The following is a 15,734-nucleotide window of genomic DNA, read 5'->3' as shown; positions in this document are numbered from 1 at the left end:
AATCCGAGCGCGAGGGACGCCGCGAGCGAAGTGAGCGGCGAGGCTGGGGAGGCATGAGGTGCTGTGCGGTTGGGCGGTTGGTACCGTGTATGCCACGATCAGCGACGTATAAACAGCCGACAGCAACACCACAGTATTACTTATAAACAGCCGCTCCAGTAGGTCGATTCACGTACGCCCGCAATCGATCGCGGCTACCGATATACTCTCTGACTGTAGCGGGGTCGAAGTCTCATCGACCGACAAGATCTGACAAAATGCACCGTCCGGGACCCCCGCGAGCCTGCGAGCGGGGGTACGGACGCTGCACGAACGAAGGGAGTTTGCTGAGCGAAGCGAAGCAAACGTCGACTGACGAAGTCAGTCGGAAGTGCACCGTCCGGGAATTGAACCGGAATCAGACGTGCTCGCTCCGCTGCGCGCGACTGATAGGGTTCAATTCACTTGGCATACCCGTGGCTCGCGAGATTGCTCGCCACAGGTATGCACCGTCCGGGAATTGAACCCGGGCTATTAGCTTGGGAAGCTAATGTCCTACCACTGGACCAACGGTGCTCGATTCGGGATACCCGACGGCGATACTTCAAGATAGCGCTTCGGGTGCCGGGAGCCACACCCTTAACAGGGTGCCCGAGCAGTCTGTGGCATGCACTCGCAGCCGACCGGAACCGACGTGGCCGCCGCCCCCGACGCCGTCGATCGGGTCCGCGATCGACGCGCCGCGCTCGCGCCCGCGCTGGGACGAACGTGGACCGACGACGAACCGTGGCGCTTCCTCACCGACCTGACCGCGCTCGGGAGCCGAATGGGCGGCAGCGAGGGCGAGCGACGGGCCGCCGGAATCGTCACCGAGGCGTTCGAGCGCGCCGGGCTCTCGAACGTCGAGACCGATCCCTTCGAGATCGACGCGTGGGAGCGCGGGAGCGCCGACCTTCGAGTAACGGTCCCCGGTCGCGACGGCGAAGAGACGACCCGGACGTTCGAGTCGATCGCGCTCCCCTACTCGCCCGCGGGCGCGGTGCGCGGCGAACTGGTCGACGTCGGCTACGGCACCCCCGCGGAGATCGACGAGCACGACGTCGACGGACGGATCGTCGTCGCCTCGACCACGACCCCGTCGGGCGGGCGGTTCGTCCACCGCATGGAGAAGTTCGGCTACGCCATCGACGCCGGCGCCGTCGGCTTCGTCTTCGTCAACCACCTCGACGGCCAGCTCCCCCCGACCGGCTCGCTGACGTTCGGCGGCGAGGCCGACGCGGTCGCCGTCGGCGTCTCGAAGGAGACCGGCGCGTGGCTCCGGGAATACGCGGTCGGCGAGGGAGGACGCGCCGGCAACACCGCCGACGCCGCCGACGCCACCGCCACCGAAACGTCGACCGCACCCGAGGCGGAGCTCGCTGTCGAAGCGACGACCGAACCGGGCGAGAGCCGAAACGTGATCGGGCGGACGGGGCCGGACACCGACGAGCGGCTGTTGCTTCTCGCCCACTTCGACGGGCACGACATCGCAGAGGGCGCGCTCGACAACGGCTGCGGGATCGCGACGGTCGCGACCGCCGCCGGGATCGTGACCGAGATGGACCTCCCGATCGGCGTCGACGTCGTCGCCGTCGGCTCCGAGGAGATCGGACTGCTCGGCGCGGAACACCTCGCTGAGACCGTCGATCTCGACCGCGTCCGCGGCGTCATAAACGTCGACGGAGCGGGGCGGTTCCGCGATCTGGTCGCGCTGGCGCACGCCTCGACGGCGGCCGCGTCGGTCGCGACGGCGGTGTCGACGGCGACGCGCCATCCGATCGCGGTGGAGACGGAGCCACACCCGTTCTCCGACCAGTGGCCCTTCGTCCGGCGGGGGGTGCCGGCGCTCCAACTGCACAGCGATTCCGGCGACCGCGGCCGCGGGTGGGGACACACCCACGCCGACACCCGCGACAAAGTCGACGATCGGAACATCCGCGAGCACGCCATGCTGATCGCCCTGCTCGTCGCCGAGTTCGCGGCGCCCGACCGCGACGTGCCCCGTCTCGACCAGGACGCGCTCGCCGAGGAATTCAGAGCGGCCGACTTCGAGCCGGGGATGCGCGCGGCGGGCCTGTGGCCGGCCGATTGGGACTGACTCGCTACCGATCGCGGCTATCCGTCGTCGGCGGTACCGTCGGCGTCACCGTCGACGTCGGCGTCGGCGGCGGGAGTCGCTTGTGCGCGCTCTCGCGGTGCCGGTCGAGCAGCCTCGTGACCGCGTCGACGGTCGGCACGCCTAGACTGCCCTCGTCTCGGTCCTCGTCTCGGTCCTCGTCTCGCTTCTCGTCTCCGACTCCGTCGCTGGCGGCGGCAATGCGATCGACGATCGCAGCCGCATCGAGCCCCCGGTCGACGCCGAGCTGGAGGACCGGGTCGATCACCTCGTAGGGGGCACCGAGGTCGTCGACGTCCCGTTGCCCCGGGAGGAACCCGGCCGTCGGCGGCTTCTCGACGACGAACGCGGGCACGTCGAGTTCGGCCGCTAAGGCCCGAACGTCGGTCTTGTAGAGGTGTCCGAGCGGGAGCAGGTCCGCGGCGCCGTCGCCGTGTTTGGTGTAGTACCCCAGCAGTCGCTCGCTCCGATTGGTCGTCCCGCAGACGAGCCGGTTCGCGGCGTTGGCGGCGAGGTACGCCATCGCCATCCGGAGGCGCGCGACCGCGTTGCCGGACCGGATCGGTTCGTCGTGGAGGTCGAACCGGTCCGGGGCGACGGCGCCGAACTGCGCGAACAGCGGCTGGAGGTGGACCGTGTCGTGTTCGATGCCGAGCGCGTCCGCGAGCGCCTCCGCGTCCCGGGCGTGGGGCGCACCGATCTTGTTACACGGGAGGATCAGCCCGTACACCCGATCGGCGCCGAGCGCCTCGACTGCGAGCGCGGCCGTGACCGTCGAGTCGAGCCCGCCGCTCATGTTCACCACGACGCCGTCGGCCCCCGCGGCCGCCGCCTCGCGCTCGATGAACGACCGGATCCGCTCCCGCTCGGCGGCCGGATCTCGCGCCTTGAAACAGGAGGCGACGCCGGCAGCGGTCGAGCCATCGTCGTCCGGACCGTCGCGGCCCGGGTCGCCGCCCGAGGTCGTGTCCGGCGGCGCCGCTGACCGAGCCTTGGCCGTCTCGGGATCGAACGCCGTCCCTTTCGGATCGTTCATCGCCGGTCACCTCGCGCTCGTTGGTCGGCTCCCGCTTCGACTGTTCGCCCGCCGCTCGCCGGGGCGCCTGCACGCGGAACGGTCCTCGCGATCTTCCCGCGCCGGAAGAGCGACCGTTCGGCCGTGTGGAGGTTCATGGTCGCCCGACGCTTTCGAACCCACGAGTAAATACTCACGGTCGCGTTTGTATAAGGTATTAGTCTTCCTTCGATCGATTGTAATGGTATCTGAATAAACACCACATAAATATAAAATACAAACTGAGTAAGACACTGATCGTCTACTTTTTCATTCGGACACCGATAGAATATCGCCGATTAACACCATTATTCGGGTTTTGAACCCTGTTATTCATATTATCTCGCACAAAAGAATAGGTATCAAGAGTATAAGGCGGTTAGGACCCAACGTTTATCAGAACACGTCTGCTGCTGTCGGCTATGTCGACGATTCAGCTCACGGCGAGTCAACGGCGCGTGCTCACGTCGCTCGTGAACCTCGCAGAGAACGCGGATCGGCCAGTGTGCGGGCGCGAGATCGCCGACGCGATCGACCGCAACGCCGGGACCGTCCGCAACCGGATGCAGAGCCTTCGCGACCTTCAGTTGGTAGAGGGCGTTCCGGGTCCGAAGGGCGGGTACGTCCCGACCGACGGGGCCTACGAGACGCTGGGGATCGAACGGATGGACGGCGCCGCCCGGACCCCCGTCGAATGCGAGGGCACCCCGATCGAGGGGGTGAACGTCGAGGAGATCGACTTATCGAGCGTCACGAACCCCGATCTGTGCCGGGCCGAGCTCGTGATACGCGGATCGGTCGGCGCGTTCACCGCGGGCGATCACGTGACGGTCGGCCCGACCCCCGCGTCCGGACTCCGACTGTCCGGCATCGTCGACGCGACGAACGTCGACGGTAACACGGTCCTGTTGCGGATCGACGGGATGGAGACGGCCGCCGGCGGGTCGGCCGCCTAAGAGCTGCTCCCGACTGTTCTCGCCTCGCCCCCGTCGGCGTTCTCGCCGCGAGCGAGTCGATCGCGGATGGCTCCGGTCGCCGCCGCAGCGTGGCGAGCGTCGCGGTGCCGCTCCCCGAAGGCGACCCGCGCGCTCTCGGCCGCCTCCGGGTCGGTCTCGAACGTCACGCCGTCGTAGGCCGCGTTCCACAGCACCAGCGGCTCGGCGGGGGCCGGCGGGACGCCGAGTTCCCCGGGGACGGGCTCGGCGGCGAGCAGCCGGTCGATACGGGCCGGCTCCGTCGTGCCGCGACCCACCGCTCGAACCGCCGAGACGACCCGACGAACGAGCGCGCGCGGGAACCCCCCGGCCGAAAGCTCGATAACGAGTAGGTCCCCGGCTCGCGTCGCCGTCGCCGTCAGGTTCCGAACGGTGCCCGTCTCGTCGCTCGTCAGATTGTGAAAGTCGTGCTCGCCGGAGAGCCGGGTCAACGCGTCTCGAACGCGATCGTCGTCGATCGCGGGGGCGTACAGGTGGTACCGGTACGTCCGCTCGACCGCGTCGTGGGTCGCGTGGAACCCCTCTCGGACGTCGGCGGCGGCCCAGACCCGGATCGACCCGGGAAGCTGACCGTTGAACGCTCGGGGCGTGAGCCACGGGGGCGCTTCGAACGCGACCGTCTGAGCCAGCGCCGAGACGCCGGCGTCGGTGCGACCGGCGGCGGCGTAGCCCGGCGGCGTCGCGTGCGTCGGTCCCTCGCCGCGGTCGAGAATCCCGTGTTTCGCGAGCGCCCGAAGGAGCGTCCCCTCGACGGTCCGCGCGTGGGGCTGGCGCTGAAAGCCGGCGTACTCGCGGCCGTCGTACGCGACTCGGAATGCGCGCATCGCCGCGGCCGACGCGGTCACGGTGGGGTCACTCCTCGCCCCCGGGGCGTTCCGCGGCGTCCCCGTCGCTGTCGCCGGCCGCGTCGCCGTCGTCCGACTCGCGGATCGGGACGGTGACGACCGGGACCGGTGAGACGCGGACCACCTTTTCCGTGACGCTGCCGAGGAGGACGCGCTGGAGGCCCCGCCGGGTGTGACTCGGCATGACGACGATGTCGGCGCCGACGTCGTCGATGGCGTTCGTAATGACTTCGAGGGGCTCGCCTCGGAGGACGCTCCCGACGACGTCGATGCCGGCGGCCTCGAGTTCGGCGGTCACCGTCTCGACGCGTTCTTCCGCCGCGTCCTCGACGCGCTTGGCGAACGATCCCGCCTGCGGACCGCGAAGGGTCTGTGCCACCGTGTCGATCGCGGAGACGACGTACACCGTCGCGTCGTAGCGCTCGGCGAGGCTCTTCGCGTGCGGGATCGCGGCGTTGGCGGTGCTGCCGGGGGAGACGGGAAGGAGGATAGTGTCGTACATGGCGGTATCTGTTCCCGCCGGACGCAAAACGATACCGGCCGTGGTAGCGACGGAGGTGGGTGGAGCAGGCGGGGCGGCAGCCCGAGAAGAGGGGCCTCACAACCCGATCGCGTCGAGCAGGTCGAATCCGACGTCGGTGTAGCCGACGAGTTTGAAGCCGAGATAGATGCCAACGATCGCCATCACGCCCGGGAGCTCCGGCGGGGCGGGGATCGGCACGCGGAGGTAGGCGAACAGCGCCCCGACGGTTACGCCGACGACGGTCGCGGCGACGGTCAGGGTCAGGGTCGAACTCATGGCGACCGGTCGGCGTCGTCGCCTGATAAGGGCGACGTTCGCCGCCGGAGATGGGTAGGGTTTTCCGACGGGCGGCCCTCTTCGAGGGTATGTCACGAGAGGTTTCCAACCCCGACAACCCGCAGGTGACGCTCCACACGAACCACGGCGACGTGCTCGTCGAGCTGTTCGCCGACCGCGCGCCGAAGACGGTCGAGAACTTCCTCGGCCTGGCCCGTCACGACCCCGCCGCGGACGCCGATCCCGCGCGCGACACGAACACGTGGGCCGACCCCGAGTCGGGCGAGACGCGCGGTGACTCGCTGTACGAGGGCAACGTCTTCCACCGCGTCATCGAGGGCTTCATGATCCAGGGCGGCGACCCGCAGCAGAACGGTCGCGGTGGCCCCGGCTACCAGTTCGAAGACGAGTTCCACGACGACCTCACCCACGACGGTCCCGGGATCCTCTCGATGGCGAACTCCGGCCCGAACACGAACGGCTCGCAGTTCTTCATCACCCTCGACGCGACGCCTCACCTCGACGGCAAACACGCCGTCTTCGGGCAGGTCATCGACGGCATGGACGTCGTCGAAGAGATCGGCTCCGTCCCGACCGACCGGCGCGACGAGCCCCGCGACACCGTCGAGATCGAGCGCGTCACGGTCGACGAGTAACGCGCCCTCTGCGGTATCGCTTATAAATGGACCCGAGCGCGGGCGCGGATTTTTCTCGCGGTGTGGACGATCGCTTATAAATAGCTGACCGCGGTTCGCCGCCGGTCGGCGCGGAAGTCGACGGGTGGTCGTCATCTTGCGTTCTCTCTCACCCGTCCGCAACCGCACCGCACCTCACGCCTCCCCAGCCTCGGCGGACGGGTCGGCGCGGCATCGCCCGCGCCGACCCGTCCGCCTCCCTCGCGCGCTCCGAGCGGCCGTTTATAAACGGCCGCTCGGAGGCGCGCCGCCGCAGGTGGGTTGATGACCGATCACGGCGCCGCCAGCCGCCCGCTCACACCACCCGATTTTCCAGTTCTTCGCCGGCGTCGAGCCGGCCGAGGTTCTCGGCGAGGATGTCGGCGACGCGCTCGTAGTAGTGCGGCGTGTGGCCCGCGTTGTGCGGGGTGATCGTCACGTTGCCGAGCCCCCACAGCGGGTGGTCCTCGGGCAGCGGCTCGGGGTCGGTGACGTCGAGCGCCGCGCCGCGGATCCGGTTGTTCCGGAGCGACGAGACGAGCGCGTCGGTGTCGACGACCTTCCCGCGAGCGATGTTGACGAGCACTGCGTCCGGGCGCATCGACCGGAGGGCGTCCGCGTCGACGAGACTCCGCGTCGCCTCGGTGAGCGGGCACGCGAGCACCACGTACTCGGCGTCGCAAACCGCCTCGTGGAACTCGTCGAACCCGTACACCTCGTCGGTCGGCCCGCCCTTCTCGGGCGAGTAGCGGACGCCGACCGTGTCGACCTCGAACGGCTCCAGCCGGTCTACGATCGACTGGCCGATCGCACCGAGTCCGACGACGGCGACGGTGGAGCCGTACACCTCCGTCGTCTCGTAGCTCCGCCACTCGCGGTCCGCCTGCTGGCGGCGCGCGCGGGTCCACCGCCGGGCGTGCGTGATCATCGACCCGACGACGTGTTCGGCGATGTTCGGGCCGTGGACGCCGGAGGCGTTCGTCACCGCGACCCCGTGGTCGGCGAGGGCGTCTCGCGGCAGGTGGCCCGTACCGGCGAACACGCACGCGAACAGCTCCAGGTTCTCGGCGGTCGCCAACAGCTCCTCGTCGATATCGAGCCCGACCGCGACCCGCGCGGTTTCGAGCAGGTCGCGCTCCTCGGCCGGCGTGCGGGCGAGCGCGACGGTCGCACCGGGGAGTCGCTGTCGGACCGCTGCGGCCAAGTCGCGGGCGCCCGAACCGTGGATCGTCTGTCGGAGCACGACGACGTCTGGATCGCTCATGGCGGGTGACTCGGCGCAATCGATAAAAAGGGTGCCCGTCCGGCGAGGGGTGCCGGCTTCGGCCGGTGTGCAGCGCCGCCGATCGACTCAGACCGCGGCCCGCTTCGCGTCGTCGTTCTCGTCGCGTTCGCTACTCCTCCAGCGCCGCGTCGAAGGCCCGCTGGAGGTCCGCTTTCATGTCGTCGACGTGCTCGATGCCGACCGAGACCCGGATGAGCCCGTCCGTGAGTCCGGCCGCCAGCCGCTCCTCTCGGGGGATGGCGGCGTGGGTCATCGCGGCCGGCTGCTCGATGAGGCTCTCGACGCCGCCGAGCGACTCCGCGAGGGTGAACACGTCGGTCTCGCTGACGACCGTCGAGGCCTGATCGAGGGTGCCGTCGAACTCGAACGAGAGCATCCCGCCGAACGCGTCCATCTGCTCGGCCGCGAGGTCGTGGTCCGGGTGGCTCTCCAGTCCGGGATAGTAGACGCGCTCGACGTCGTCGTGATTCTCCAGCCACTCGGCGAGCGCCATCGCGTTCTCGCAGTGCCGGTCCATCCGGACGGGGAGCGTCTTCGTCCCGCGAAGCACGAGGAAGGCGTCGAACGGCCCGGGCGTCGCCCCGACCGAGTTCTGGTAGAACCCGATCCGCTCGTCGAGGTCGGCGTCGTCGACGATCAGGGCGCCGCCGATCGTGTCCGAGTGACCGCCGAGGTACTTCGTCAGCGACTGGCAGACGATGTCGGCGCCGTGTTCGAGCGGGCGCTGGAGGTACGGCGTCGCGAAGGTGTTGTCGACCGCGCATAGCGCGTCGTTGGCGTGGGCGATGTCGGCGAGCGCGCCGATGTCGTTGACGTTCATGAGGGGGTTCGTCGGCGTCTCGACCCACACCAGCTCGGTGGTCGGCTCGATCGCGTCGCGGACCGCGTCGTGGTCGGTCGTGTCGACGAACGTCGTGTCCACGTCGTACTCGTCGTACACCTGCGTGAGGATGCGGTGGGTCCCGCCGTACACGTCGTCGCCCGCGACGACGTGGTCGCCCGCCGATAAGAGGTTGAGCACGGTGTTGATCGCGCCCATCCCCGAGGAGAAACAGCGGGCGTGACTGCCCGACTCCAGCGAGGCGAGATTCGCTTCGAGGTCGCTCCGTGTGGGGTTCCCCGTCCGGCTGTACTCGTAGCCGCGGTGCTCGCCCGGGCCGTCCTGTTTGTACGTGGAGTTGGCGTGGATCGGCGTCATCAGCGCGCCGGTTTCGGGATCGGGCTCCTGTCCGGCGTGGACGGCGCGGGTCTCGAAGCGGTGGTCGTCGCCGTCGGTCGAGGACGAAGTGGATGGGTCGCTCATACCCGAGTGTCGTCGCCGACCGTGGTGATTCTTCCCCTTCGGATCGATCGAGGAGGAACCGATCGCCTCGCCAGTCGCGATCGTCGGGACTGCCTCGTCCGTCGCGATCGTCGGGACGGTCCTGCCGGTCGCAGTGTGGTTCTGTGAGAAGTGCTCGGTCAGGGATTTGAACCCTGGTCGTCGGCTGTCTTCCAAACCGGTGCGCCGATGCACCGCGTCTGTCGAAAGGCCAACATGATTGGCCGGACTACACCAACCGAGCGCAATTCCGTGTTGTGTACCACCCAATTTAACTCTTCTCAACTGCCCGCTCTGTGCGAAGCCGAGACAAGGTCTCGTCGCGCCTCAGTATGGCGCCACTCCGCGCGGAAACTCCGTAGGGTTACGGAGTGACTATATATCTATATACACAACGTAATCGAGCCAGTTGATGGGTGGCAAATACCGACACGGTATCCGGTAAGCGAACTGTTTCACTTCGATCTGCGTCGCGAGTTCTCGGTACGATATATATGCGAAGTAAAGTTAATATATCCGGGCGAGGTACTCCCGATATGGAGACGAGGAAGGTGCAGGTCACCGGCGGCTCGACGTACACGGTCTCGATTCCGAAGACGTGGGCGACCGACAACGACGTGTCGGCCGGCACGGAAGTCGAGTTCTACCCGGACGGCGACTCGCTCTTCCTCTCGCCGCGCTCAGAGGAGGAGCGGACGCGGGGCACGCTCGACGTAACGGATCTGAACGGGCAAGCGCTCACGCGGGCCGTGACGACGATGTACGTGAGCGGATTCGACATCATCGAGCTTGAAGGACCGAAGATTACGACCGAACAGCGATCGATGATCCGCGAGGCCGTCCAGAGTCTCGTCGGCTTAGAGGTGTTAGAGGAGACCCGCGATCGGGTCGTCATTCAGGACTTGCTCGACTCCTCGGAGCTGTCGATCCACAACGCCGTCACCCGGATGCGGCTGATCTCGCTGTCGATGCTGTCGGACGCGATCTCGGCGCTCGCCGAGCACGACCACGACCTCGCGCGCGACGTGATCGGTCGCGACGACGACCTCGACCGACTGTGGCTCGTCGTCTCCCGGATCTTCCGGGCGACGCTGCGGACGCCGAAGGCCGCCGAGGAGCTCGGGCTCCCGCGCGAGGCCTGTTTCGACTACCACTCCAGCGCGCGACAACTGGAGCGGATCGGCGACCACGCAACGAAGATCGCCCACCTGACGCTGAACATCGAGGACCCGCTTCCCGACGAGGTCGTCGACGCCGTGAGCGATCTGCACGCCGACGCGGTCGAGGTGATAGACACCTCGATGGACGCGCTGTTCGCCGAGGAGAGCGACGAGGCCACCCGGCTCGCGAACGAGGCCCGGACCGGGGTCAGGGCCATCGACGAGCGGGTCCGCGCGATCGACGAACTCCTCCGCGACCTCGAACCGGCCCGCGCCCAGCTGCTCGGACTCGTCGTCGACTCCGTGCTCCGCTCGGCCGATTACGGCGGCAACATCGCCGAGACGGCGCTACAGAAGGCCGCGCCGACGCCGTGAGGAGCGGGCGATCGACTCGACCCGTCTCGGCGGCGCGAATCCCCGGGTAAGCGGGTTTTTTGGGCGTCGACGCCGGACGGATCACCATGCCAGAGATCGAACTCGGCGTGCCGAAAGGCGTCGTCGAGTCGTTACCCGACGAGGACGGAACCGCCGCACGCGACATGCGACGCGCGATCGCCGGGATCCAATCGCGGCTGAACGCCGAGATCGAGGGCGCCGACCCCGCGGAGGCCGCCGAGGTCGTCGCCGACGCCATCGAGCGGATGGAGGCGCAAGCGAGCACGTACCACGAGTTCGTTCCGGAACTGCGCGCGTGGGGGCAGTCGCCGATCTACGCGATCGCGTGGCGGAACCTCTACATCGAGCTGATCGGCCAGCTGTCCGAACACGAGTGGCTCGGCGACGAACTGGGCCGCGAGCGCAACTTCCGGCTGGTCGAAGACGGGATCCGACTCTCGGATCTCTGAGCGATCGCCGCTGTCGCCCGTTTTTAAGCCGACGCGTCCCGATGAGCGTGTATGGACCTGGAGCTGCGGTTCTTCGCGACGTTTCGTGAGGCCGCCGGCGGGAAGACCGTCGAGGCGACGTACCCGGACGGTTCGAGCGTCGGCGACGTGTTACGGGAGCTAGAGACCGAGTACGAGGGGATGGCCGGCCGCCTGATCGTCGACGGCGATCTCGCGCCCCAGATCAACGTGTTGAAAAACGGCCGCGAGGTGCTCCACCTCGACGGGCTCGACACACCCCTCGACGACGGCGACCGCCTCTCGGTGTTCCCGCCGGTCGCGGGGGGCTCATGAGTGGTTCGGACCGCGATCTCGATCCCGATCTCGATCCCGATCTGGACGCCGACGGACTCCCTCCCGCCGAGGAGGGATGGGTGCGCGAGACGGTCGCGTACCGCGGAATTTCGCGACGGCTCGCGGCCCACTACCTCGTCAATCTCGGCGGCGAGCTCGTCGGCACCGACGACCCCGCGGAGGCGACCCGCGTCGACGGCGACGGGTGGCGCGTCGCGCTCAGCGCCGAGACGGTGACGGCCGCGGCCGCCATCACCCTCACCGAGGTGACCGCGGCGTTCGCGGGCGAGCCCGACACCCTCGCCGAACTGCTTCCGAAGTACCGGCAGAAGGCGATGCGCGCCGGCGGGTGATGACCGACGACGAGACGCGACCCGGCCCCTACCCGATCGAGGGGACCGCTCTGGTCAAGGCGGCCGCGCTCGCGAGCGTTCCGGCGCGGCGGCTCCCGGAGCTGCTCGCCCGAGTGCAGGCGGACCTCGGCCCGCGTATCGACGAGTACCGGCGGGGATACGAGCGGGTCGCGGCCGATCCGGACCGGGAGACGTTCCTCGTCGAACCCGACCACTGGGAGCGCGTCGGCGACCGGCTCGGGCTCTCGAAGCGCGAGCGCGACGCCGTCGCACGGGCGCACGAGGCGGCCGTCGAGCGTGCGGGGACGGACGGCGACCGGCGCGAGGAGTTCGACACCGCACTCGAGATCCGCTCGGGCGTCGTGATCGGGCTCCCCGATGGCCCCGCAGCCGAAAAGCGGGGCGACCGGGACGACCGAGACGGCCCGCGCGGCTCCTGACCGCCGCCACCGACGCTTTTTCACCGTCGGGGGTGGACGGTGGTCGCATGCGACTCGCTCGCTTGCTGACGCCGGACGGCCCAGTGTCGGGCCGGTGCGAGGACGGAACGATCATCGCCGCCGACGGCCGATACGAGGTCGGGCGCGACGGGCGACTGCTGCCCCCCTGTGACCCCAGCGCGCTCTACTGCGTCGGTCGGAACTACGCCGAGACGCTCGACCAGATGGAGTACGAGCGGCCCGACGAGCCCGACTTCTTCATCAAGCCGCCCGCGAGCCTGCTCGCACACGGCGAGGCGATCCGGTACCCCGAGTGGACCGAGGAGCTGACGTACGCCGGCGAACTCGTCGCGGTGATCGACGAGCGGTGCCGGAACGTCGCCGTCGACGACGTTCCCGACGTGGTCCGCGGGTACACGATCCTCAACGACGTGGACGCCCTCGACCAGCAGGGCCGGACCGCGCGGAAGGCGTTCGACGGCTCGGCGCCGCTCGGCCCGTGGATCGAGACCGACGTTGACCCGACGAGCCTCGACATCTCGACGACCGTCGGCGGCGAGCAGCGGCAGGACGCGAACACCGAACTGATGCTGTTCGGTCCGCACGAGATCGTTTCGTACCTCTCCGAGCGGTTCACGTTCGAGCCCGGCGACTGCATCGCCTTCGGGAGCCCGGCGAACCCCGGGCTCGTCGAGCCGGGCGAGCGCGTCGAGATCACCTACGAGGGCGTCGGCACGCTGTCGAACCGGGTCGTTGAGGGAGAGTAACCGAGGTTCCTTTTAAATAGGTGCGCGGCGGCGCGCTCCGGTGAGCGCCGCAACGCGGCGCGAATCCGAGCGCGAGGGAGTCGGGCGTCCGGAGCGAAGCGGAGGGCGCCCGACGAGGCTGGGGAGGCGTGAGGTGCGGTGAGGTGCGGTGCGGTGAGATGCGGTGCGGTGAGGTGCGGTTGCAGTCGGGTGAGACGTTTGAGGTAGTCACCGTCGATCCGCCGGCAACGACTTATAAACGACCGGCTGGCGTTCGGGAAGGAGGCACGGCAGAATTCCGATCCGGCCCTCCAACCCGCTGTCGTCCACCTATTCCGGGTTCCGCATCGGCTGTTTCTCTCCGTACGTGAGCGTCCGCCACACCCACTCGACGGGGCCGAACCGGAAGTAGCGGAGCCAGAGCACCGACAGGACGACCTGCACCGTCCAGATCGCGGCGACGACGCCGAGCTGTTCGACCCGGTTCACGGAGCCGAACAGCCCGAAGCCGTGCCCGTAGAATATCGTGGTGGCGATGACGGTCTGAAGCAGGTAGTTCGTGAAGGCGGTCCGGCCGACGGCGGCGAGCGCCCGCGTCGCGATCCCGTCCGGCCGCCAGCGGGCGTACAGGGTCACGGCCCCCACGTAGCCGCCGGCGAGCGGGAAGCTGCCGACGTAGACGAACTGTCGCCAGAACAACGCGGCGTCGGCGCTCCAGTCGTTGGCCTCGATGTAGACGACGCCGGCGACGGTGATCGCGAGGCCGACGACGCCCAGCGCGACGAGCCGGCGGTACACCGCGGACGACCGCTCGCCGGTCAGCACGCCCCAGCGGTACAGCGCCATTCCGAGCAGCATCGTGCCGCCGATCTGCCAGAAGCTCGCCCCGATGAAGCCGGTCGTCTGGCGCTCGAACGACGAGGGGACCCGGTGGTCGAGTTGGCCGATCCAGCCGCCGCGATACGTCGCGACCTCCTGTCGGATCGCCGCCTCCGCCGGCGCCCACTGGCCGGCGATCGCCTCGCCGCCGAGGGTGACCGCGGCCAAAAGCTCCATCGCGGGGACGAACAGCAAGAAGAGCCCGCCGAGGCCCGCGAGCTGTTTGGCCTCCAGATCGCGCAGCGTCACGAGGAACAGCGCGGTCAGGCCGTACGCGACGAGGATGTCGCCGTACCACAGCAGGTACGCGTGCAGCAGGCCGATCGCGATGAGGGCCGCGGTCCGGCGATAGTGGAGTCGCACCGCGGGCTGTCCCTTCTCCTCTTTGCTCTCGATAAACAACAGGATACCGGCGCCGAACAGCGCCGAGAAGATTGTGATGAACTTGTTCTGTGCGAAGACGTGGCTAAAGGCCCACGCCCAGAAATTCGCGCCCGTGAAATCGCCGTAGACGGTCGGGTTCAACAGCGTCGTCTCGGGCATCGCGAACACCCAGATGTTGATGAGGAGGATGCCGAGGAGCGCGAAGCCCCTGAGGGCGTCGAGGCTGACGATCCGGTCAGAGGGCGGCGTCGGGCCGGCGTCTCGGGTCACGAGTTACCCCCACGAAAGAGGTGCAGGATGGAATAGGTTCGGATTCGGGGTCCCGTTTCGGGCCCGACCGCGTTCTCGTCAGTCAAGTCGGACCGCTTCGCCGCGCTCGGAGGACTCGTAGATTGCGTCGATGACGCGCTGCACCGAGAGCGCCTCGTCGATCGTGTTGATCGTCGGCGCCTCGCCCGCGGCGACCGCTTCGAGGAACGCCTCCTGTTCGGCGCCGTGGCTGTTCCCCTCCCGCGTTTCGACCGCGGTGTCAGAGAGGTGGTGCTGATCGCCGTCGAAGGCCGTCGCCTCGTGGATCGTGAGGTCGTCGTTCCCCCGGTCGAACGTCGCTCCCGCCTCGGTGCCGCGGACCACGAACTCGTCGTTCGTCGGTCGGTTCGTCGCCCACGCGACCTCCAACGACACCGTGCTGCCGTCTGCGCCCCGGATGAACGCCGAGGCGGAGTCTTCGACGTCGAAGTCGCCGCTTCCGTTGTCGTCGCCCCACATGTGGACGAACGCGTAGTCGTCGCGGCCGCCGAACTCCGAGCGCGTCTCGCCGGTCACCTCGACGACTTCGGGGTGATCGAGGAAGTACAGCGCGAGGTCGATAGCGTGGACGCCGATGTCGATGAGCGCGCCGCCGCCGGCGACTCCCTTCGAGGTGAACCACGAACCGCGGCCCGGCACGCCCCGTCGCCGGATGTAGTTCGCTTCGACGTGGGTGGTCTCGCCGAAGCGGCCCTCCGCTTGGTAGTGTTTGATCACCTGCACCGGCTCCGCGAACCGGTTGTTGAACCCGACCATACAGAACCCCTCGGCTTCGCGGGCCGCCTCGGCGATCCGCTCGGCGCTCTCTAAGTTGTGGGCGAGCGGCTTCTCCAAGAGAACGTCGAGGCCGGCCTCCAGCGCGGACACCGCGTACTCCTCGTGGAAGCGGTTCGGCGTCGTGATCAGGACGGCGTCGCACGCCTCGTAGAGGTCCATCTCGTCCTCGTAGGCGTGGACGTGGAAGGCCTCGTGGAACCGACGGCGGGCGCCGGCGTCGATGTCCATTCCGCCGACCAGGTTCGCACCTCGATCGGTCAACTTCTCGGCGTGGTGATGGCCGATGCCACCGAGGCCGACGATCCCGACGGCGACATCGTTCGCGTGCGTCATAGGTCGAATTCACAACGAAAGTTGTTAAGGTTCACGCTCCGACTTCTCGGAGAGATATCCTCGAGAAC

At 68.4% G+C, this 15,734-nt stretch carries 17 protein-coding genes and 2 tRNA genes; 9 read left to right on the top strand and 10 right to left on the bottom strand.

The genetic code is table 11. The features are described from left to right. Positions 1-484: 484 nt before the first annotated feature. Positions 485-555, bottom strand: a tRNA-Gly gene (locus tag C461_RS06945). A gap of 91 nt (positions 556-646) precedes the next feature. Here C461_RS06945 and C461_RS06940 point away from each other — a divergent pair. Beyond that, positions 647-2,116 (top strand): M28 family metallopeptidase, encoded by a 1,470-nt coding sequence (locus C461_RS06940; protein WP_007999858.1) that lies wholly within the window; start codon positions 647-649, stop codon positions 2,114-2,116. A gap of 4 nt (positions 2,117-2,120) precedes the next feature. Here the strand turns inward: C461_RS06940 and nadE are convergent, their stop codons facing one another. Then, positions 2,121-3,170: an NAD(+) synthase gene (gene nadE, locus C461_RS06935; protein ID WP_007999857.1), complete on the bottom strand. Its 1,050-nt coding sequence runs from the start codon at positions 3,168-3,170 to the stop codon at positions 2,121-2,123. Between the two features lie 440 nt (positions 3,171-3,610). On the opposite strand from nadE, the gene C461_RS06930 reads away from it, so the two are divergent. Beyond that, entirely contained in the window at positions 3,611-4,144 is a 534-nt protein-coding gene (locus C461_RS06930) for an Rrf2 family transcriptional regulator (RefSeq protein WP_007999855.1), read from the top strand. On the opposite strand, the gene truA is transcribed toward C461_RS06930, so the two are convergent. The 3 genes from truA to C461_RS06915 form a co-directional block, all read right to left on the bottom strand. After that, positions 4,141-5,007, bottom strand: a complete 867-nt coding sequence (gene truA / locus C461_RS06925; RefSeq protein ID WP_007999853.1) for a tRNA pseudouridine(38-40) synthase TruA — start codon at positions 5,005-5,007, stop codon at positions 4,141-4,143. The genes C461_RS06930 and truA overlap by 4 nt on opposite strands. A 28-nt stretch (positions 5,008-5,035) precedes the next feature. After that, complete coding sequence (locus C461_RS06920; protein WP_007999852.1) at positions 5,036-5,530, bottom strand: universal stress protein; 495 nt, start codon at positions 5,528-5,530, stop codon at positions 5,036-5,038. Between the two features lie 96 nt (positions 5,531-5,626). Next, a complete protein-coding gene (locus C461_RS06915) occupies positions 5,627-5,827 on the bottom strand; it encodes a XapX domain-containing protein (RefSeq protein WP_007999850.1) in 201 nt (66 codons plus the stop codon). 89 nt (positions 5,828-5,916) lie between these two features. Between C461_RS06915 and C461_RS06910 the strand changes: the two genes are divergently transcribed. Further along, a complete protein-coding gene (locus C461_RS06910) occupies positions 5,917-6,483 on the top strand; it encodes a peptidylprolyl isomerase (RefSeq protein ID WP_007999848.1) in 567 nt (188 codons plus the stop codon). 334 nt (positions 6,484-6,817) lie between these two features. Here the strand turns inward: C461_RS06910 and C461_RS06905 are convergent, their stop codons facing one another. The 3 genes from C461_RS06905 to C461_RS06895 all read right to left on the bottom strand — a co-directional run bounded on the left by C461_RS06905 (position 6,818) and on the right by C461_RS06895 (position 9,351). Continuing rightward, entirely contained in the window at positions 6,818-7,765 is a 948-nt protein-coding gene (locus C461_RS06905) for a D-2-hydroxyacid dehydrogenase (RefSeq protein ID WP_007999846.1), read from the bottom strand. 130 nt (positions 7,766-7,895) lie between these two features. After that, positions 7,896-9,089, bottom strand: a complete 1,194-nt coding sequence (locus C461_RS06900) for a cystathionine gamma-synthase (protein WP_049906417.1) — start codon at positions 9,087-9,089, stop codon at positions 7,896-7,898. A 151-nt stretch (positions 9,090-9,240) separates the two neighbouring features. Continuing rightward, positions 9,241-9,351: transfer RNA gene (locus C461_RS06895), tRNA-Glu, on the bottom strand. Positions 9,352-9,643: 292 nt separating this feature from the next. On the opposite strand from C461_RS06895, the gene C461_RS06890 reads away from it, so the two are divergent. From C461_RS06890 to C461_RS06865, 6 genes are all read left to right on the top strand, one after another. Further along, positions 9,644-10,642: a phosphate signaling complex PhoU family protein gene (locus C461_RS06890; RefSeq protein WP_007999842.1), complete on the top strand. Its 999-nt coding sequence runs from the start codon at positions 9,644-9,646 to the stop codon at positions 10,640-10,642. 86 nt (positions 10,643-10,728) lie between these two features. Beyond that, entirely contained in the window at positions 10,729-11,112 is a 384-nt protein-coding gene (locus C461_RS06885) for a hypothetical protein (protein WP_007999840.1), read from the top strand. A gap of 51 nt (positions 11,113-11,163) precedes the next feature. Next, positions 11,164-11,445, top strand: coding sequence for a ubiquitin-like small modifier protein 1 (locus C461_RS06880; protein WP_007999838.1), 282 nt, complete (start codon positions 11,164-11,166; stop codon positions 11,443-11,445). Then, entirely contained in the window at positions 11,442-11,798 is a 357-nt protein-coding gene (locus C461_RS06875) for a hypothetical protein (RefSeq protein ID WP_007999836.1), read from the top strand. The genes C461_RS06880 and C461_RS06875 overlap by 4 nt, the downstream gene beginning before the upstream one ends. Beyond that, complete coding sequence (locus tag C461_RS06870) at positions 11,798-12,238, top strand: hypothetical protein (protein ID WP_007999834.1); 441 nt, start codon at positions 11,798-11,800, stop codon at positions 12,236-12,238. Before C461_RS06875 ends, C461_RS06870 begins: the two co-directional genes overlap by 1 nt. Positions 12,239-12,285: 47 nt before the next feature. Continuing rightward, on the top strand, positions 12,286-13,005 hold the full coding sequence (locus C461_RS06865) for a fumarylacetoacetate hydrolase family protein (RefSeq protein ID WP_007999833.1): 720 nt from the start codon (positions 12,286-12,288) through the stop codon (positions 13,003-13,005). 309 nt (positions 13,006-13,314) lie between these two features. Here the strand turns inward: C461_RS06865 and C461_RS06860 are convergent, their stop codons facing one another. Both C461_RS06860 and C461_RS06855 read right to left on the bottom strand, forming a co-directional pair. Further along, the gene (locus C461_RS06860; protein ID WP_007999831.1) at positions 13,315-14,517 is read right to left on the bottom strand and encodes a DUF418 domain-containing protein; all 1,203 of its coding nucleotides are present in this window, start codon (positions 14,515-14,517) and stop codon (positions 13,315-13,317) included. Positions 14,518-14,595: 78 nt separating this feature from the next. Continuing rightward, positions 14,596-15,666, bottom strand: coding sequence for a Gfo/Idh/MocA family protein (locus C461_RS06855; RefSeq protein ID WP_007999829.1), 1,071 nt, complete (start codon positions 15,664-15,666; stop codon positions 14,596-14,598). Between the last annotated feature and the right edge of the window lie 68 nt (positions 15,667-15,734).

This window comes from Halorubrum aidingense JCM 13560, from assembly GCF_000336995.1.
Classification (GTDB): domain Archaea; phylum Halobacteriota; class Halobacteria; order Halobacteriales; family Haloferacaceae; genus Halorubrum; species Halorubrum aidingense.
Note: the sequence above shows the minus strand (reverse complement) of the source record. Positions and strands in the feature narration are given on the sequence as shown.